The organism is Geitlerinema sp. PCC 9228 (assembly GCF_001870905.1).
Taxonomy (GTDB): Bacteria; Cyanobacteriota; Cyanobacteriia; order Cyanobacteriales; family PCC-9228; genus PCC-9228.
Map to the genome: position 1 here is coordinate 1 of NZ_LNDC01000010.1, position 19532 is coordinate 19532.

General features: G+C 49.7%; 14 protein-coding genes and 1 pseudogene. 6 read left to right on the forward strand and 9 right to left on the reverse strand.

Going from position 1 to position 19532, the window contains the following annotated elements:
• Positions 1 to 87: pseudogene (locus tag AS151_RS20410) on the forward strand (RRXRR domain-containing protein); the annotation flags it as partial.
• Here AS151_RS20410 and AS151_RS00490 read toward each other — a convergent pair.
• Both AS151_RS00490 and AS151_RS00495 read right to left on the reverse strand, forming a co-directional pair.
• Positions 85 to 1353: an FIST N-terminal domain-containing protein gene (locus AS151_RS00490; RefSeq protein ID WP_071515116.1), complete on the reverse strand. Its 1269-nt coding sequence runs from the start codon at positions 1351 to 1353 to the stop codon at positions 85 to 87. The pseudogene AS151_RS20410 and the gene AS151_RS00490 sit on opposite strands and share 3 nt — an antisense overlap.
• 348 nt (positions 1354 to 1701) lie before the next feature.
• On the reverse strand, positions 1702 to 2052 hold the full coding sequence (locus AS151_RS00495; protein WP_244532789.1) for a hypothetical protein: 351 nt from the start codon (positions 2050 to 2052) through the stop codon (positions 1702 to 1704).
• A gap of 101 nt (positions 2053 to 2153) precedes the next feature.
• On the opposite strand from AS151_RS00495, the gene AS151_RS00500 reads away from it, so the two are divergent.
• Both AS151_RS00500 and AS151_RS00505 read left to right on the forward strand, forming a co-directional pair.
• The gene (locus AS151_RS00500; protein WP_071515125.1) at positions 2154 to 2549 is read left to right on the forward strand and encodes a Rid family detoxifying hydrolase; all 396 of its coding nucleotides are present in this window, start codon (positions 2154 to 2156) and stop codon (positions 2547 to 2549) included.
• 109 nt (positions 2550 to 2658) lie between these two features.
• Positions 2659 to 3618: a RodZ domain-containing protein gene (locus AS151_RS00505; protein WP_071515117.1), complete on the forward strand. Its 960-nt coding sequence runs from the start codon at positions 2659 to 2661 to the stop codon at positions 3616 to 3618.
• Here the strand turns inward: AS151_RS00505 and AS151_RS00510 are convergent.
• A complete protein-coding gene (locus AS151_RS00510; protein ID WP_084639306.1) occupies positions 3615 to 4979 on the reverse strand; it encodes a PP2C family protein-serine/threonine phosphatase in 1365 nt (454 codons plus the stop codon). The genes AS151_RS00505 and AS151_RS00510 overlap by 4 nt on opposite strands.
• 434 nt (positions 4980 to 5413) lie before the next feature.
• On the reverse strand, positions 5414 to 6406 hold the full coding sequence (locus AS151_RS00515; protein ID WP_071515119.1) for a YihY/virulence factor BrkB family protein: 993 nt from the start codon (positions 6404 to 6406) through the stop codon (positions 5414 to 5416).
• 172 nt (positions 6407 to 6578) lie between these two features.
• Here AS151_RS00515 and AS151_RS00520 point away from each other — a divergent pair, with 172 nt between their 5' ends.
• Positions 6579 to 7211 carry a hypothetical protein gene (locus tag AS151_RS00520; protein WP_071515120.1) on the forward strand — a complete coding sequence of 211 codons (633 nt, stop codon included), beginning with the start codon at positions 6579 to 6581 and terminating at the stop codon, positions 7209 to 7211.
• On the opposite strand, the gene thrC is transcribed toward AS151_RS00520, so the two are convergent.
• Entirely contained in the window at positions 7174 to 8274 is a 1101-nt protein-coding gene (gene thrC / locus AS151_RS00525) for a threonine synthase (RefSeq protein ID WP_343327412.1), read from the reverse strand. The two genes, AS151_RS00520 and thrC, sit on opposite strands and share 38 nt — an antisense overlap.
• A 262-nt stretch (positions 8275 to 8536) precedes the next feature.
• Between thrC and AS151_RS21140 the strand changes: the two genes are divergently transcribed.
• A complete protein-coding gene (locus AS151_RS21140; protein WP_139240422.1) occupies positions 8537 to 8749 on the forward strand; it encodes a hypothetical protein in 213 nt (70 codons plus the stop codon).
• Between the two features lie 75 nt (positions 8750 to 8824).
• Positions 8825 to 10840, forward strand: coding sequence for a glycosyltransferase (locus tag AS151_RS21145; protein WP_139240423.1), 2016 nt, complete (start codon positions 8825 to 8827; stop codon positions 10838 to 10840).
• Positions 10841 to 11338: 498 nt separating this feature from the next.
• Here the strand turns inward: AS151_RS21145 and AS151_RS00535 are convergent, their stop codons facing one another.
• The 4 genes from AS151_RS00535 to AS151_RS00550 all read right to left on the reverse strand — a co-directional run.
• Positions 11339 to 13096, reverse strand: coding sequence for a tetratricopeptide repeat protein (locus AS151_RS00535; RefSeq protein ID WP_071515121.1), 1758 nt, complete (start codon positions 13094 to 13096; stop codon positions 11339 to 11341).
• Between the two features lie 12 nt (positions 13097 to 13108).
• Positions 13109 to 14869 carry a tetratricopeptide repeat protein gene (locus AS151_RS00540; protein WP_071515122.1) on the reverse strand — a complete coding sequence of 587 codons (1761 nt, stop codon included), beginning with the start codon at positions 14867 to 14869 and terminating at the stop codon, positions 13109 to 13111.
• A 35-nt stretch (positions 14870 to 14904) separates the two neighbouring features.
• Complete coding sequence (locus AS151_RS00545; RefSeq protein WP_071515123.1) at positions 14905 to 17109, reverse strand: tetratricopeptide repeat protein; 2205 nt, start codon at positions 17107 to 17109, stop codon at positions 14905 to 14907.
• Positions 17110 to 17144: 35 nt separating this feature from the next.
• A partial coding sequence (locus tag AS151_RS00550; RefSeq protein WP_139240424.1) for a tetratricopeptide repeat protein occupies positions 17145 to 19532 on the reverse strand: 2388 nt, incomplete at its 5' end.

Here is a 19532-nt window from a genome sequence, read left to right on the forward strand (position 1 = left end):
GACCCGACCCATCCCGCTCAAGCCAGAAAAATGCTAAAAGCAGGACGAGCCAAGGTCTTTCGTCGTTATCCCTTCACCATCATCTTAGGAAGTAGCAGAGCTGGTTTCTTTTTTCGCCTGGGGTCTGGAAAAAATCCCAAAGACGGACGTATATCCGTGCAGAAACGTTCCCTCTCCCACCGGTCCAATTTCGCCGTTACAGAAAAAGCCCCCCAGGGGCATGGCACCGGCATATTGAAAGAACAAACTCGAATCAAAATTGGGTTGCTTGTACAAATTCGAGCCGCGTCCCAAACAAGCAAACATCAGTGCTCCCACAGGTGGGTTGCGATCGCGTAGTTTGTATTGCTCCAACAGCATCTCCAAATCCTCCGCCGAAGTTTGGGCATCCCGCAGGTGAAACTGAATGCGTTGCCCCACACGAATGCGATCGCCTAAAGCCATAGCCCCTTGTTTGGGGTCGATCCCCAACAAATTGCGAATCAAGAAATCCCCGTGTTGCAAATCTGACTTAAACTCATCGCGCACCACCCCCACAAACAGGGAATTCTGAGCCAATTCGCGATCGCGTTCGTCCAAACTTTGCACTAACTCCCGCAAAGCCTCCAGAGGTGTTTGCACTTGGGACCCCCCTGCAGCATCACCACTGACCGGTTCCAACCCCAGCAAAATATTGCGCTCGCCTTCGGTCACCCGATACACCGGCCCAATGGGGCGGCATCCCTGAGCTACAATCGTATCCACCTGAATTTCGCCGCTCAGGGCCACACCAACCGTACCGCCGCGGTAGAGCTGTCCGTTGCTAAACAGACCTGTTTGCGTACCTACCCCACCCGAAGCCAAACCACCGAGTTTCACCGACTTGGGATAGGCATAATCCAACCCTTGCAGTACATCATAAATTTTAGACGTGAATGGGTCCGCCAAAATCACAAACGTGGGTTCTGGTTCTTGGGAAACCCCCGTCAGCTCCACCCAGCGATTGGGGGGCGCATCCAAATCCGGCAGCCCTTCCGCCGTCAAATGAAAAGCACGTACTTCCACCCGGGGCAGGTAAGCTAGAGTCAAACTAATCGCCGGTTTTTCTTCCAGTTCGGTGGGGTTGCCATCCCCATCCACCGCCACCACACCACCACCGACACAGCCAACCACCGTGGTTCCTTCTGGCAGTTGGGCTTGTAGTAGGGGCATCAAGCGCGTACATTCGCTGGCGAAAGCAGCAGAAATAAACACAATCGCCAAATCGGGGGTCGCATACAGCTGTTGTTGGGCGGTGGCGGAAACTTCCTTCACTGCCTCCTCTAGGGAAGGACGGGTTGACAAAGCGTTCGTCCACTGCATCTGCTCAGTCATGGGTCACGAAAAATCTTCGATAGGTTTGCAAGCCCTGTCGCTTTAGCGCCGGGAGGAAAAACGAACGGCGACTTTAGTCGCCTTCCCCAAACACCGAAAGCATTTGTAGGTGCCATAACTCTAAACACATAGCCCCAAAGGGCGAAGGGCTGGTCAGCTACCTGAAGCTGGAGGCACGAAGCCCCCGTGCTTCAGCCGGGAGTGCTGACAATTTCCTAGAAGTTACGACGTTTCCTGTTTTCCTGTGGAAGTTGGCGGGAATGGAGGGATGGTCGCTGGTTGCCAAAGAATACTTCTCCCCTATTTGTTTTTCGGATCGTAACACAATCAATGGTTTTAACGCCGCAGCTATTCAAAGGGGTTGAGACTGCGAAACAGGCGCAGTAGGCGCAACATAAAAATCGTGTGTTCTACATCCGGGTTGAGTTGGTGGCGCGTGGCAGTATTTTCTTGCAAGCGTTCGGTGAGTTGGGCGTATTCCGCCGGCGACATGGGTTGTCCGTCAATGGGCGATCGCGCCGGTAAAATAATTTCCGTACGCAAAATTTCTTCCGGTACATCGTTGGGTGGGGGCAAAGCCACCTGGGATGCTGCGGCGGTCGTGGGTGCCAGCAGCAACCAACCCGCCAGACACCCCCAACCGAGCGCATAGGGGGGAGTGGGAAGTGGGGGAAATAGCCAAGAGTGCGCGCGTAACAAATCGATCGAATTTTCCTCCTTGGGGAATTGGCGATCGCTCGCTTTTCATGTACATTAATCCCCAGAATACCGTACTTGCCCTCCGAAAAATCCAACGCTCTATGGTACCTGAAGGAATTCGCACCGATAAAGCCCCGGCACCAGTGGGTCCGTACAACCAAGCCACTATTGCCACCGGTCGTCTGCTATTTGTTTCCGGACAAATTCCTTTGGACCCGCAAACCAACGAAATTGTCTATCCCCAGGATGCGGCCAAACAAGCCGAACAGGTGATGGCGAATATGGAAGCGATTTTACAGGCAGCTGGGGCGAACTGGCAGCAGGTGGTGAAAATCAATATTTATCTGGCGGATATGAACGATTTTGCCCGGGTCAATCAAGCCTACGGGCGGTACTTCGACGCAGAAAATGCGCCGGCACGCGCTTGCATACAGGTGGCGGGGCTGCCCAAAAATAGTTTGGTGGAAATGGAATGTATTGCAGCCTTAGACCCATAACTGGCTAGCATCCACCGAGTGACAGCAGTCGGTCCCGAAATTTGATAAAATGCTGTTGTCTGCTTGTCCATCCCGTTGTACGAACGTCATTATCTGGGCAATAATTATCGTGAATGCATGGCACAGCGAACAATTGGAGAAGCTTCGAGAAATTGGACGGCAATTGCAGCAATGTCGGCAGCAGCAATCTCTGAGTTTGCAAACCATTGCTGCGAAAACCTACATTCGTCACTGTATTCTGGAAGCCATTGAAAACGCCGATCCAAGGGCGTTGCCGGAACCGGTATATACTCAGGGAATTCTCCGTCGCTACGGCGATGCTTTGGGGTTGGATGGGGCACAGCTGGCACAGCAATTGCCGGTGGATCGCTTGCAGGTAGCTAGCCAAATGTCTTTCCAGACGATTACTGAGCGTTCTACTACCAACGGCGGTTTGTGGGCGACGCTGCAGGGGTTGCCCCAACAAGTGGTTTCGCTGTTTGATTTTTCCGCTAGTCCCCCACCGGCGGAGGAAACCAACGCCAACCAGCAGGAAACCACCGCAGCAGCATCCCCTGCCACCCCAAAGCGCGATCGCTTTCGCTTGGGTATGCCGGTGAAAGTAGCTGCTGCTGCGGTGGGTCTGGTAGCTGTGGGGGGATTGGCGGTTTTTCTGTGGCGTCCATCCCTATCCAGGTTTCGCAGCGAAACCACCATCGAGGCAGAACCTTCTCCAACGCCAGCAGTTGAAACGCCGCAACAGGCGGGGGTGGCAGGCAACCAACCCTCACCGCCGGCAGCGAGCCCACCGAAGCAGCAACCAGCTACAGTGCCGGTGATTGTGGAAGCCCAGGAACGGTGTTGGGTACGGGTGCAAGCGGATGGGAAACTGGTGTTTGAGGGGACATTGCAACCGGGCGATCGCCAGCGTTGGACGGCTCAGGAGGAAATTACTATTTTAGCAGGGAATGCCGGCGGTTTGAGCGTTCGCAAAGGGAGTTCGGGAACGCCTCGGTCCTTGGGAGAAACGGCCAATCCCAAAGAGGTGACCATCGATACCACCACTTCCCAATGGCAGCAGGAATTTTAAGCAGTAGGTGGTTCTACCTGCATCACCACCAGGGTCATATCGTCTTGACTGGACCCGCCACCTGCCACAAATTCTTCTACGCAATCAAAAATGTGGTCGATGGTAGCTTGGGCGGCATAATCACGCTGGCAGGCCGTTTGAAAGGCTTCTATTAAATTTTCTTCGTCAAAGCGATCGCCGGTGGCGCTGGCAGCGTCGGTAAAGCCATCGGTATAGTATAGGAGCATATCCCCCGGTTGTAGTTGAACGCGATCGACGCCGTATTGGCTGTCGGGGGCCAAACCGATGAGCATGCCGGAAGTGTCCAGACGCTGGACAGTTTTTTCGCGGGCTTGCCACAGCAAAGGGGGATTGTGGGCAGCATTGCTGTAGGAAAGCAGGCGGCTTTTGGGGTCGTATTCCGCGTAAAATAGGGTTACAAAGCGATGGGAGTTTTCCAAATCGGCATACATCGCCCAGTTCAGGTGCTGCAAAATTTTGCTAGGGGAGTAGCCGTTAAAGACTTCCCCGCGTAACATGCCCCGGGTCATGGTCATAATCAAGCCAGCGGGAACGCCTTTTCCCATCACATCGCCAATTGCGATCGCCCATTTGCCTTCCGGATGTCCTCCTGGATAGTTGGTATCTTTCGGGTCGGGGGCTACGGGAATAAAATCGTAATAATCGCCCCCCACTTGGTCGGCGGTTTTGCAGCGGGCGGCGAGTTTGACCCCGGCAATGGTAGGAAACTGGCGCGGCAGTAGCTGCTGTTGGATTTCGCCGCCAATTTCCAGTTCCCGGTCCAAACGTTCTTTTTTGCGTAGTTTGACCGCCAGTTCGTCATTATCGATGGCAACAGCGGTTTGGTCGGCCACCAGGCGAATTAATTTTTGTCGGGTTTCCGTCCAGGTGTAGTCTTCTTGGCGGCTAAATACATACAATCTCCCCCGTTCTACCCGTTTGACCAAAATTGGCGTGCCAAAAAGCTGTACGTCTTCCCCCAGGTCCGATTGGACTTGGGTATCCAGGCTTTCCGAAAGGGCCGATAGCTGTGTGGTGGCATCCCCCACTGAAATTTGGTGGACCACCTTTTCCAACGCCGAACGTACGTCCTGACAGTTGCGATCGCGGTGGCAGTGGAGTTGGTGTAGCTTCACCTGACCGTCGGGTTTGTACAGAATGAGGGCACCACCATCCGCATCGGTGACGCGACTGGCCACCAAAGGAATTAATTCTAAAAATTGATTGAGGTTGTTAAAGCTGCGCAGGGCAAACCCCAGCGAACTGAGCAAGTCGTGAACTTTATGCTGTTCCCGTTGCAGGCGCGCGACCAGTTCCTTGAGGGCAATAACCGGCGTGATTCTCTCGGTAGCGCTAGGCATTCTGGGATTCGGTTGCGAGGGGTTTTGAGGAATAGACACGGTGGCTTTTGGCAATCGGTGAGGACAGTAGGAATATTCGGAAGATAGCAAATGGTGCTGGCGTTGGCAGGTGCGGCAAACCAGATCGGGGTTTTACCAGAACCTTAGCATGGGATGGTTACGGGTGGTCTGGAACGAGAAACAATCGGTTGCGACCAAAACGCTGCTACTTCCTGCCTGGCTGCCTTGCCCGCCGCTTGCGATCGCCTGGTTTTGGGGTCAGTGCATGCCAGGGCTAGGGCCCCGTTCCTGGTTTGAGCATGCAATATTAGCGCTTTCCCATTCATTTGTCAAGATGGTCGGGAGAGAATTTTGACCGGACCAGGCCATCGATAGGGTCCACTGATGCTACCAGCGGAAAATTGAGCCGGCCAGCTAGGAAAAGGTTAGAAAATCTATTCCGTGGTATCCACGGTCGATTTTCCCATTTTGCCGTCTTCTCCCTCCTCGCGCTTTTGCTCCTCTTCCATATAAAAAGTTGCCTGGTCAGGGGCAGGGTACAGGTCGCCGTGGCGGTGCATGTTGTGTCCCACCGTAACGTTCAATTGCGCTCCCACCAGCATGCTGAGGGAGGTGAGATACAGCCACAATAGCAAAATTGCGATCGCCCCCACAGTCCCGTAAATGCGGTTGTAATGGGCAAAATTGCCCACATAAAAGCGAAACATTCCCGAAGCCAAAGCCCACAAAATCGCCGCGATCGCGGCACCGGGAATCAGCGGCGTACCGGGATGCCAGCGGCTGGGTCCGTAGCGATAAATAAACGCAAACGCTGCCGCCACCAATCCCAGCGACAGGGGCCAGCTCAACAATCGCCAAGTCGCCAGCAACAGCGACCCCAATACATCCAATTGCTCCGCGGCCATCCCCACCAGCCAATCGCTAATAAAAAACAAAAAGCAGGCCACCACCAGCATGACCATCGTACCTGCCGTCAGCAACAAAGAAATTAACTTCGCCTTCCAAAAAGGTCGTCTTTGGGAACGGGGCAGTTGGTGAATTTGGTCCAAAGCCGCCATAGCCGCACTAATAGCCCCCGAAGAAATCCACAAAGCAATAAAAAAACTGAGGGAAAACAACCCACTAGAGCGATCGATCGTAATTTGTTCGATAAAATCTTCAATAATCGTAAGCACCTGTTCCGGCGCTACCTCGCTCAAGCGAACGGCCAGCCTGGTCAAAGTACGGCGAGAAGCTTCCACTAAGCCAATGGCATTGAGCAAAGCCAAAATGGCGGGGAACAAAGCCAGCATGGCATTGTAAGCCATTTCCGCCGACAAACCCGGCAATCGCTGTCTGGCAGCCCGTTCCAGGACCTGCTGTAAAGTTTGCCAGTGAATATGGCGGAAAAAACGAAAAAAGCGGGTAATCCCACTGGCGAGAGTCATAACTTTCCAGTTTTAGATGGCACAATAGATACCTGGTTGGGTTGGCAGCAGCTAGGGAGCGAGCGAGCGGGGGCACCTGAACGATCGAATCAACCTATTATCTTGTCCATTTTTCCCATTTCCCCCCTCCCATACTGCATATCGCATATAGGCGTACAGGACCAAAGGCATTATGACCGCAGAAATTCGTACTTGGCTGGCAGAAATTGAAAACCTCCAGCAGCAAGTGGCCAAGCTGCAACAGGAACGAGATGAGGCCCTGCAAAGTGCCCATCGCTGGTGCCAGCTTTACAATAAAGAGGCGCAACGCTATCGCGCCCAAGTACAGCATTCCCAAAACCCCCCTTCCCAGGCCGATGGTACCGATGGGACTGCCACTTCCTCTAGCTCTGACGAGGTAGAGGCAACCCCCATCTATGGGGATATCGATGCTTTGCCGGCATCGGAGGCTAAACACCGCCTCCACCAGGCTTACCAACAAATTCAACGCTTGCAATCGGAAAACCGCCAGTTACAGCAGTCTTTAGAAACGGAAAAACAAAACCATGCCCAAACGCGCAAAAATTTAACCACAGCCTTGGGAGATGCTGTGGAACGCTTGGGCAAGGTGCAGGGTCGCGGCAACCAACCCACCGCCTCTGAAGCGGTGCCAGCCTCCCACCAGCAAAATTCCGCCGTTTCAGGGGTGGATTCTGCCGGGGGGAGGGCGATGGTGCCGGTGACTACAGATAGGGGAAACGAGCAGGTGGGGGAAGACCATCAAGATGCTAAAAACCCATCTGTTGAGCTACCGCCTCTACAGTAGGGTCTACCCCTTTTTGGAATTTGGTTTGATTGTGCGCGATCGCGGTGTCGGGGTCTTTCAAGCCGTTGCCGGTTAACACGCACACCACTTTGGCACCGGTAGGAATGCGGTCTTTTTGTTGCATCAACCCGGCAATGGAAGCGGCGCTGGCTGGTTCGCAGAAAATCCCTTCTTCGCGCGCCAGCATGCGATAGGCGGCCAAAATTTCTTCGTCGCTGACCGCGTTAAATTCCCCCTGGCTGGCTTCGGCGGTCGCGATCGCCGATTTGCGGTTGGCGGGGTTGCCGATGCGAATGGCGGTGGCAATGGTTTGGGGGTTGCTGACGGTTTCTCCCAAAACCATGGGTGCCGACCCTTTGGCCTGAAATCCCATCATTTTGGGGAGCCGCTGGCAGCGACCGGCAGCATGGTACTGGCAAAATCCCATCCAGTAGGCGCTGATATTGCCAGCGTTGCCGACGGGGATACACAGCCAATCGGGGGCCTCTCCCAAGCGATCGACAATTTCAAAGGCGGAGGTTTTTTGCCCTTCCAAACGATAGGGGTTCACGGAGTTGACTAAGGTCACCGGGTAGCGATCGGCCATTTCGCGCACGATTTGAAAGCAGGCGTCGAAATTGCCCTGAATCGCCATGACTTGAGCGCCGTAGAGCAAGGCTTGTGCCAGTTTGCCCAACGCGACGTAACCATCGGGAATCAAAACAAATGCTTGCAATCCTCCCCGCGCTGCATAGGCAGCTGCGGCCGCTGAGGTGTTGCCGGTACTGGCACAGATGACGGCTTGCGCCCCGGCTTCCTTGGCTTTGGAGACTGCCATGGTCATACCGCGGTCTTTGAAGCTCCCTGTGGGATTGAGACCGTCGTATTTGACAAATACCTCCACTTGTTTGCCGATTTCGGCGGCAATGGAGGGTACGGGAATTAAGGGAGTGTTGCCTTCTAAGAGGGTCACCACTGGCGTGGTATCGCTCACCGGTAAGTAGGGTCGATAGGCGTGGATTAACCCTTGCCAGTCGGTTTCTTTAGAGGTGGTTTGTGGGTTTTGGAGATCTCTGGCCGACAAACTAAGTGTCACGGGAGTTTTGTTTTCAGGTTGTACAGAACGTTTTGCCAATTTTAGTGTACCGCGAGCGTTTTCTGGCTACGACACGATCTCAATAATTAGTTATCACTGCTGGGTAGGCTTGCGGCCAGCAAATTTCTCTTCTCTTCCAGGGAAAAGAATGAAATTGGTTCGGAAAACCGCAAGATTTTATGAAGTTTATCTTTAATTTCGCAGTAGAATGTTTGCTTGGCAAGAGTAAAGTACAAATTCCTATTGACCCATGTCTGCAATTTCTTCTCCTACACGACCCTCAGTTCAACCAACGGAACGTACCAGCCATTCTCGCTCTCCGGAAGCGCCTATGTCTGGGAAGTCATCGGCACTTACGACCGAACAGCAGGTGAAGTTTCTCCAACTGGCTGCGGAAATTGAGTCTCTGTTGGTGGCGGTGCAAGCGAAAAAACAACAGCAGTCTCAAAGTTCCCAGCAATAGCTATCCCACGATGTGGGCAAAGGTCGTTTCCAGTTTGACTGGTGGCGATGTCTTGGTCTATGGCGTTGAGTCGCGATGGTAGATAACCGACGCATGATGGTGAAGGCGCTTCCCATGGTTAGCGTTGTGATTCCTACGTATAACTGCGGTGTCTATGTGCGGCAGGCGGTGGAAAGTGTTTTGCAACAGCGCTATACCAACTATGAGTTGATTGTGGTTGATGATGGGTCGGCGGATGATACCCAACGGATTTTGGCTCCTTATCGCGATCGCCTACATTTGATTAGCCAAGCCAATCAAGGAGTTGGTTCGGCCCGCAATCGCGGTTTGGCTGCGGCCAAAGGGGAGTTTGTGGTTTTCTTGGATGCCGATGATTATTTTCTCCCCAACAAACTTACCCACCAAGTCGCTGTTTTCCAACAACAACCCCACCTCGGCATCGTTCACAGTGGCTGGCGGCAGGTTAACCAAGACGGCGATTTTTTAGCGGATGTCTGCCGCTGGCAGCAAATTCCCCAACTGAATCTGGAAAGTTGGTTGCGGTGGAAACCCGTAGGTACCATGGGAACTATGATGTTTCGTCGCGATTGGCTGCGGCGCGTAGGTGGGTTTACGCCGGGGTTGACCCATGCGGAAGATGTGGATCTGGTTTTGCGGTTGCTATCTGCGGGATGCGCGATCGCTTGGTTGCCGGAAATTACCATATGCTACCGCTTGCATTCTGCCAGTGCCATGGGTCAGGGGATAAAACAAGCTCGTTGTTTGGCTTGGGTCATCAATCGTTTTTTCTCACAAACCAACCTTCCTGACTCGATTCGCTCCATGGAGTCAGAAGTTCGTTTTACCACTTGGGTATGGATTGCTTGGTATTTATATCATACGGATTTTTGGCAGGAAGCCATTACTTACTTGCAGGAATCTTGGCACATTTCTCCCGAACGGCACAAGGCAACGGTACCCAGGTGGGTAGAAAATTTTATTGAGCTTTCCACAGGCAGCCGGCATCGCGATCGCAGCACTTTACAGTTACCGGAAAAATTACAAAGATTTTGGTCTTCCTCCCACTGGCAAAATTTAATAAAGTGGGTTATTCAAAAAGATACGATTTCCAGAAAAGACCATCCTTTGGTTAGTATAGTTATTCCTACATACAATAGTGCAAACTATCTGTGTGAATGTATAGAAAGCATTTTTTATCAAACTTACCCTCATTACGAAATAATTGTTATTAACGACGGTTCAAAAGATAATCCCAAACAAGCAATATTTCCCTATTTGGGTTTGTTGCGCTATATAGACCAACAAAATCAAGGGGTGTCTGCTACCCGCAATCGCGGTATTTCCTTGGCAAAAGGAGAATTGGTGGTATTTCTCGATGCAGATGATTGCTTTTTACCCGATAAATTACAAAGTCAAGTAGCGGTATTTCAAGAAAATCCCCAGCTGGGTATCGTACAAAGTGGTTGGTGGCGGGTCAACCAACAGGGCAATTTGCTGAAATGCGTGGAACCTTGGCATTATATTTCCCAGTTAAATTTAGAAACCTGGTTGCGGTGGAAGCCTATGGGAACCATGGGAACGCTGATGTTTCGTCGGGATTGGTTGCAGCGGGTAGGGGGATTTGACACGAGATTGCGCCATGCGGAAGATGTGGATTTGGTGTTGCGGTTGAGCGTGCAAGGATGTCCGTCGGCTTGGTTGCGCCAGCATACGGTTTGTTATCGCCAGCACGATCGCAATACGATGCGGGATGGGATTTCCCAGGCAGAGTCGATTAATTTTGTTTTGGATAAGTTTTTTGCCATGCCGCAGTTGCCGGAGTACGTACGGTTGTTAGAAAATTGGGTACGGTATACGACGTTGGTGTGGAGTGCTTGGTATTTATATCGTACGGGGTTTTTGGGAGAAATGGTGCAGTATTTGCAGCGATCGCGTCAGTATTGTCCCTATTTACCGGCGGCGATGGTGGTGAATTGGTTGGAAAGCATGCAAAGTTTTTCCCAGGAGGTGGGCGAGTTTTTCGACCCGGATGCGGTTAGTCGCCTGCCTCAGTGGCAGGGTTTGGTGAAACAGGTGACGGCGGTTGGGTAGCGATCGCGGCGAAAAGGCGAAAAAAATAGGTTTTTGGTATTGACAAACGCTAAGAAATTTTTTAGAATAAAAGTATGATAAGATAGGAAAGGTGTGTGTGTTAAAAAAAAGGGTTTCAGGGAAAACCCGACACCGCCGTTGCCACCAGCAACAATTTCACGATTCGCTACGAGAAATCAGGGATTAAGGGCAGGAATTTTTTCTGCAAATAGAAATTTTTCTCAATAGTTGGGAGAAGTTTCTGCGCGTGGGGATGGGTTGTTTTGTTTTCCATCCCCCAACGGGGAAAATACGCGATCGCGCTAGGAGAACTTTTTCCAGAAAGGGAATAAAAAATTCTGTCCCGGACTTGACAGACCCCATAAAATCTGTTTACTATAGAAATATGCTACGATGGGAAAGGCGCGCGCGATATATATATTAGGCGCGAATCGAAACCAGCCAAATATAGAAAAACCAAAAACCCCGCCACATCTATATATAGGAAAAACGCAACTTTCACCAATCCAACGACCTATCAAGAAACGCCTCCAACTGGCGGTTGTAACCATCAAAGAAATCCAGCAATCGCTGCCTCGCAGCAGCATCCACCCCCTCGTAACTGCCGCGATTGTGTTGTTCGTAGTGGGGAAGGTGGTGTTCCGACAATCCTAGAAAGCGGCAAACCTCCTGCAACATCGCATCGGGATTTCGGAAAAAATCTTCGCTGCGAACAATCAAAAACTGGTCTCGGGAAAAAACCTGCATCCAGCAGCGGAGAAACTCAATATAAATGCTGCGACCTAAATATTTAATCGGCAAATCCCAATACGCCTTATTGCCAATTACATCCTCAGGTTGCTGCTGCAGCAACTCAATTTCCGCATCAACCACCTCAGACAAAGGTCGAGTTTCGCTGCCTTCTCCCACCCAGTGATAGTATTGAGATATCGTTCGGTCTGCGGGATTTCGCAGCAAAATCAAAAACTTTATATCGGGAAAATGCTGGGAAATTTGCGTGGCGGCGTGGGTATATTCCAAATATTGTGGCGTCGCTTCGCCAGTAATTTTTTGACAATCCGACGGAATCGGGGAAAAATGAGCGAGATACCAATCAATTCCTCGGGTATAGTTCCATCCCCAGAAATCTATCTCTTTCTCTACCGCTGGCAACACCTGCGGGTGGGTGGCGAGATAGTGGTAAAGGGAACTCGTACCGCCTTTTTGCGTTCCTAAAATGAGAAAATCGGGTTGGGAATTACCAAATCTAGAGGTATCATCATCAGATACATTGGCGGCTGGGTCAACCAGTTGGATATGTTTGGCAATGTGAAATTTTTCTGTGGCTGTCGCTTCGTTGCCAGCTTCCCTGGCAGCTTCCCCTTGTTTGAGAATCAGCCATTTCAGATAAAAATGCGACCAGAAAGTTTGGGGAGATTCTTGGGTTAGCTGTTGGAAAAACGCAATTGCCTCTTCCAGTTTTCCCTGCCGAAACAGAATATTTTTAATATGGTTGTAAGACCAACGGAAATCCCGGTTGTATTGGATGCTGTTATGAAAGGCAGCAATAGCTTCGGTGCAGCGTTGCAATGCCATCAACGCTTGTCCTAAATTGTAGTAAGACCAGGGATACTCGGGGTTTAATTGGGTCGCTGTTTGTAATGCTGTTACTGCCTCTTCGTAGCGATGCAGCTGCAGCAATGCATTTCCCAAACTGTTATACGACCAGGGATAATCGGGATTTAATTGGGTAGCTGTTTGCAAAACTTCCACTGCCTCTTGGTAGCGATGCTGTTTTAACAAGACTTCTCCCAAACTGCTATACGACCAGGGATAGTCGGGTTTTAAGGCAATGGCTTGGCGAAAGGCGTCGGCGGCGGCTTCCCACTGTTGGCATTGCATCAAGGCAACGCCTAAATTATTGTACGACCAGGAATAGTTGGGGTTGAGTTGGATGGCTTTTTGGTAGATGGGAATGGCGGCTTGCCATTGATTTTGTTTTAAGAAACTGTCGCCGAGGTGGTGGTGAGACCAGAAACTTTTGGGATTGAGTTGGATGGCTTGTTGGTAGCAGGCGGCGGCGGCTTGCCAGTTTTGCTGTTGGCGATGGATTTCTCCTAATTGAAAGTGTAGCTGCCAGGTGTTGGGAGATAGGGTAATGGCTTGCTGGTAGCAGGAAATGGCTGCTTCCCATTCTCCTTTGCCGAGGTGGTTTTCGGCTTGTTGGTGGAGATGGATGATTTTGCTTTTTAATTCTTCTAGGGAGTTGGAAGTCATGAAGGTAAGAAGCTATTGCTGCCAATCCATGGATTTCCCCAAGGTTTCCTCTAGTTTGCGGGTATGGGGGTGGAAAAACTCTGCTAGCATTTGCCGGATTTGGGGATTTACGGGATTGTAAGAACCCGCTACGTATTGAGGATAGTGGGGAAGTTGGTAATCTGGCAAGTTGAGAAATGCGAAGACTTGACGCATGGTGGCTTGGGGATTGGTGTAGAGGTCTTCGCTACGCAGGATTAAAATTTGTTCTCTGGGAAACAGTTCCAACCATTTTTGCAGGAAGTAGACATACAAACTGCGGCTGACGTAACCATATCGCATTTTCCAGGGGGTTTGGGTTACGTCGTTTTCTGCCATAACTCGTTTTAGGGTTTCGATTTCTCTGGCTAAGGCGGCTTGTAGGTCTCGCTGTTCGATGTGGATCCAATTTACTTGGTCGTAGTAGTGGGAAATGGTTCTATCGATGGGGTTGCGGAGGATGAGGATGAGTTTGGTTTGGGGGAAGGATTGGTAAATGTTTTGGCTGGCGAAGCGGTTGAATAAATAGCCGGGGGTGGCTTCGCCGCTGAGGTATTGCTGGTTTTGGGGATGGGGGGGAAATTGGGAAAGATACCAATCCAATCCCAGGTGGAATTGCCAGTCGAAGAAGTGAATTTCTTTTTGCAGGCAGGGGAGGATTTGCGGATGTTGGGTTAGGTATTTATAGAGGGAGGTGGTTCCCGATTTCATGACGCCGATGATGAGGAAGTCGGGTTGGGTTTTGGTGGTGAGGGTGGTGTCATTGGCAAATTCTTGGTAGTGGGATAGGGTATATTGGTGGATGCCTTTTTGGTAAGTAGCGATCGCTTTTTCGATTTCTCCTTGTTGGGTGAACAGTTCTCCCAAATTGACATAGGATTCGGGAAAGTCAGGAATATTGGCGATTACCTGGTTGTAGGTATCTATCATTTTTTCAATCTGGGAAGCCGAAAAGGTGACTTGCTTGTACATGGGTAAATGGCGTAGCTTAACGTACAAAGCCACATTTTTGGGTTGCAATCGGATAGCTTCCAAGTAGCGGGAAATGGCGGCGTCGTAGTTTTCCTGTTGTAGCTGCAGGTTTCCCAAACGAATGCAAACATCGGCAGCTTGGGGATTGAGGGAGTAGGCTTGTTGGTAAGTGTCGATGGCAGCTTGGGAGTCTCCCAGATTTTCTAAGGCTTTTCCTAAATTAGAATAAACGGCAAACGTAGCTAAATCTTTGGCAATGGCTTGCTGGTAGCAGTCTGCCGCTTTTTCCCACTCCTGTTGCGAGGCGAAAACCTTTCCCAAACCGTGGTAGGCGTTGGGAAAGTCGGGATTGATGGCAATAGATTGTTGGTAGTGGGAAATGGCTTCTTGCCACTGTTGTTGGTAGCTATAGATTTCCCCTAAGTTATGATGGGCTAAGTAGGCTTGGGAATTGGTAGCAATGGCTTGTTGGTAGCAAGCGATGGCTTTTGACCACGATTGCTGTTTGACGAAATGATTGCCGAGGGTGAGGTAATCGTCGGTGTTTCCCCATTCTGGTTTTCGCTGCAAGGCTTCCCACCAGGTTTCGGCAGCTTGTTGGTTTTTTCCCAGTTGCTGGAGAAGTTTTGCCAATTCTACATAGGTGGTAGCGTATTCGGGTTGCTGTTGGATAGCTTCTTGATAAGCATCCATGGCGGCTTGCCAGTTTTGTTGCTGGCAGTGGGTTTCGGCTTTTTGAATTAAGTCGATAACAGTATCTTTGGGAGAGATATCGGCAGGCATATATATAGATAGAAATTGGCAAACCCAGCTTCGTTTTAGGATACCTCAGAATGGGGGTTTTCCCAAGGCAGTTCTAAAGGAATGTTGCCTAGGGTGGCGGCGTATTGGCTGAAGCTAGAATCGTAAGAACCAACGATTTTTTGGGTTTTGGCTAGCAAATGCAGGTCAATGGCGGCGGTTTGCTGGCTGGTTTGTCGCAGCTGGCTGGGGTTGAACTCTTGGGAGTAGGTGAGGATGCGATTGCCGAATTGTTCTTTGAATTTGGCTTGGGTTTCGCCGTTGTCGGTGGCGAGGAAAAATTTCTCTACCCCTTGTTGCCGGTAACGTTCTATTGTTTTGATAAAGCGATCGTCGTTGGATATCAAGACGGATTTATAATTATCCGTACGGCGAACGTGCAAACCTATGATAGGATGCTGCCAGTTGTTTTGGATAAAATTATCGACGGCGTTTTGTAAGTTGGGTTGCAATTTCAGACTACGGATAAATTCCGAACATTTTTGGTCGTAGGCAAAGCGACTGACCTCATCTTGTAAGTATTGTTTGTGCAACCAACCCATATCTGCGGTCATTTTGGTTATGTGTAAGGTTTGGGAAGCTTCCTCTAGCAGCCATTGATGAATGATATCAGCTTCCACAGTTTTGCAGATAGGTTGGTAAATATCTTCAAAGTAGCAGTGGCAGCTTTTCACTGGCAGCCAACGCATGTATACCGGGATTTGCCAGAAATATCCCAAACTCAGACAAGATGCCAATACCCGCAAACGGTTACACAATCCCCCCTCTTGGTAACCATCGTAGACAATTCGGCAAAATGGAATGTTGCTGGCAGCGATTGGTTGAATGGCTACATCCCATGATGCCGGTTGCTGCTGGCGTTGGATGGCTTGTTCCCATTTTTGATAAGCCAAGGCAGCTTGTTCCCAATTTTGCAAGGCATACCAAGCGTCACCGATTTTATGGTACAACCAAGGATGGCTTTCATTGCGTTCTATGGCTTTTTCGTAGGCGGCAATGGCTTCTTGCCAGCGTTGCAGTTGGCATAACGAATCTCCCAATCTTTGATAGTACCAGTGTGTTTGGGGTTCTAACTCGATGGCTTGGTGAAAAGCTGCCACAGCTTCTTCCCAACGTTGCAAGTGATGCAAGGCTATGCCGAGTTTGTTATATAAAATGGCTTTTTGGGGGTCTACTGCTAAGGCTTTTTGGTAGACGATTTCTGCTTCTTGCCAACGTGACCTTTGTAAAAGCAGTTTTCCCAAGGCTACGTAAGACCAAACTAAATTCGGGTTGCAGTGAATGGCTTGCCAGTAGGTTTCAATGGCGAGATGCCACTGTTTCTGTTGTTCGTATATCCCGGCAAGTTTTTTGTAAAGATGGGGGTTTTGTGGCGATAAGGCAATGGCTTGACGACAAGCGGCGGCGGCGTTATCCCATTTTTCTAAGGCGATATAGGCTTTGGCGAGGTGTTGGTAAACCCAAAATTGCTGGCTGTTGAGGGAAATCGAGGTTTGGTAGGTGTCAATGGCTTTTGACCATAGTTGCTGTTTGGCAAAGGCATAGCCAATTTTAAAATAAAAGTCGGCGTCTTTATCTTTTTCTTCAATAGGAGGTTGCTGCTGGTAGGTATCTGTAGCTTCTTGCCACTGTTCGATTTTGACCAATGCCAAAATAAGATTTTTTTTCGCTATTGAGAAATTGGGGTTTCGCTGCCAGGCTTGGCGGTAGCAGTCGGCGGCGGCTTGCCAGTTTTGTTGGGAGGCAAAGATTTTTCCCAAACTGTTGTAGGCGTTGGGAAAGTTGGGATGGATGGCAATGGCTTGTTGGTAGTGGGAGATGGCGGCTTGCCACTGTTGCTTGTAGCTATAAATTTCCCCTAAGTTATGATGTGCCAAGTAGGATTGGGGATTGCTGGCAATGGCTTGTTGGTAGCAGGCAATGGCTTTCGACCACGATTGCTGTTTGACGAAGAGATTGCCGAGGGTGAGGTAGTCGTCGGTGTTTCCCCATTCTGGCTGCCGTTTCAATGCTTCCCACCAGGTGTTGGCAGCTTGTTGGATTTTCCCCAGTTGCTGGAGAAGTTTTGCCAATTCTAGATAGGTGGTGGCGTATTCGGGTTGTTGTTGGATAGCTTCTCGATAGGCATCAATGGCGGCTTGCCAGTTTTGTTGCTGGCAGTGGGTTTTGGCTTTTTGGATTAAGGCGATGACGGTAGGTTTGGGGGAAATATCGGCAGACATATATATAGATAGAAATTGGCAAACCCAGCTTCGTTTTAGGATACTTCAGAACTAGCAGTTTCCCAAGGTAGGTCTAGGGGAATATTGCCTATGTCGGCGGCGTATTGGCTGAAGCTAGAATCAAAGGAACCAATAATTTTTTGAGTGTTGGCTAGCAAATGCAGTTCGATGGCGGCGGTTTGCATGGTGGTTTGTCGCAGCTGGCTTTGATTGAAGTCTTGGGAATAGGTGAGGATGCGGTTGCCAAATTTTTCTCTAAATTTGGTTTGGGTTTCGCTGTTGTCGGTGGCAAGGAAGAATTTCTCTATCCCTTGCTGCAAGTGACGTTCCATGGTTTGAAAAAAGCGATCGTCGCTAGAGATAATTACAGATTTATAATGATCTGTACGGCGAACATGCAAACCTACGATAGGATGCTGCCAGTTGTTTTGGATAAAGGTATCGACGACAGTTTGTAAGTGGGGTTGCAATTGGAAACTGCGGATGGTTTCCCGATATTTTTGGTGGTAGGCAAAGCTGGCAACATCCTTTTTCAGATATTTTTTGTACAGCCAGGTTATACTTGCTGTGGTGTAGGGAACATGCAAGGTTTGGGAGGCTTCTTCCGCCAGCCATTTGTCGATGGTATCCGCTTCTACAGTTTCGCAAATGGGTTGGTAGATATCTTCAAAGGAACAGCTACAGGTTTTTACCGGTAGCCAACGCATGTAGACGGGAATTTGCCAGAAGTATCCCAAACACAGACAAGATGCCAATACCCGCAAACGGTTACACAATCCTCCTTTTTCCGATGCATCGTAGACAATTCGACGAAATAATTGCTTCTTAGCGGCTATCGGTTTGACTTCCACTTCGCCTTTTTTTGCTTGTTGCTGCCGGTGGCGTTTGATGGCTTGTTCCCATTGTTGGTATGTGAAGGCGGCTTGTTCCCAATTTTGCAAAGCATACCAACAATCTCCCAGTTGTTTGTAATACCAAGGTTTTTGTGGGTCTAACTCAATGGCTTGCTGAAAAGCTGCTATGGCTTTTTCCCAATGTTGCCGTCGATGCCAAGCGATACCGAGTTTGTTGTATACAACTGGCTGTTGGGGGTTGACTGCCAATGCCTCTTGATAAACGGTTACTGCTTCTTGCCAACGTTGCAGCTGCAAAAACAATTCTCCCAACCGAATGTAAGACCAAATCCGGCTAGTATCGCAGCAAATGGCTTGCCGGTAGGTTGCAATGGCTATATCCCACTGTTTTTGTTGCTGGTATACCCAGGCAAGTTTTTGGTAAAAATAGGCATCTGCTGGAAAAAGTTCCGTGGCTTTTTGACACAGATGCATGGCTTCCTGCCACTGTTCGTTTTGTATGAGTGTTTCAATATGTTGTCGGTAGCTGGCTAGGTCAACTTCAGAAACTTTGATTTCTTTTTCGCAACGATGGTTATTACTATCGAATCTTCCTAAATTCAGATTGGCTTGGTTGTCGTCTGCTGTCTGGATGGCAATCGTTGATTGGTGTTGCTGTTGCTGGGTTTTCTTTTTCTGTTCCCATTGGTGGTACGCTGTTGCTGCTTGTTCCCAATCTTGCAAGGCATACCACACATCGCTTAGGTTTTTATAGTACCACGGAGTTGTTGGTTCTAGTTCTATTGCCTTTTGTAGGTTAACTACTGCTGCTTCCCACTGCTGTAAGTTATAAAAAGCTTTCCCTAGCCTTCCATATAGGATGGCTTTCTCCGAATCGATGTTCAAGGCTTGTTGGTAAATCTCTACGGCTTCTTGCCAGCTTTGCTTTTGCAGTAAGATATCTCCCAATTCTATATAACACCCAATCAAACTAGCATCGCAATCGATGGCTTGCTGGTAATTTTCTATCGCTGCTTCCCACTCTCCTTGCTGTTGGTATAACCAACCAAGTTGCTGGTAAAAATATCCATCTTCGGGAAAATGTTGCGTGGCTTGCTGGCAGCAATCTATGGCTTTTTCCCACTGTCTGGTTTTCACCAATGCCTGGATAAGTTTCCAATAGCTATTCGCTGCTGCTTCGGAAGGGTTGATTTCGATTTCCCGACGATAGCCGTCGATGGCATCTTGCCACTGTTGCTGGGTAAAATGAATTTCCGCTAAATTATGATATGCCTGGCTGCAATCTGGCTGGATGGCAATGGCTTGTTGGTAGCATTGCTTGGCTTTCTCCCAGTCTCCATATCCCAGCAAATTATTTCCTAAGGTTAAATGTTCGGTGGAAGTTCCCCATTCTGGCTGCAACTGCAAAGCCTCAAACCAGGCTTGGGAGGCTGGTTGCGGTTGGTTGCGTTTCTGGTAAGTTTTCGCCAATCCCCGATAGGCGGAAGCTAGTTGCGGATGGAGATGAATTACTTTCTCAAAACATGCGATCGCATTTTCCCACTGTCGCTGCCAAAAATAAACTTCTCC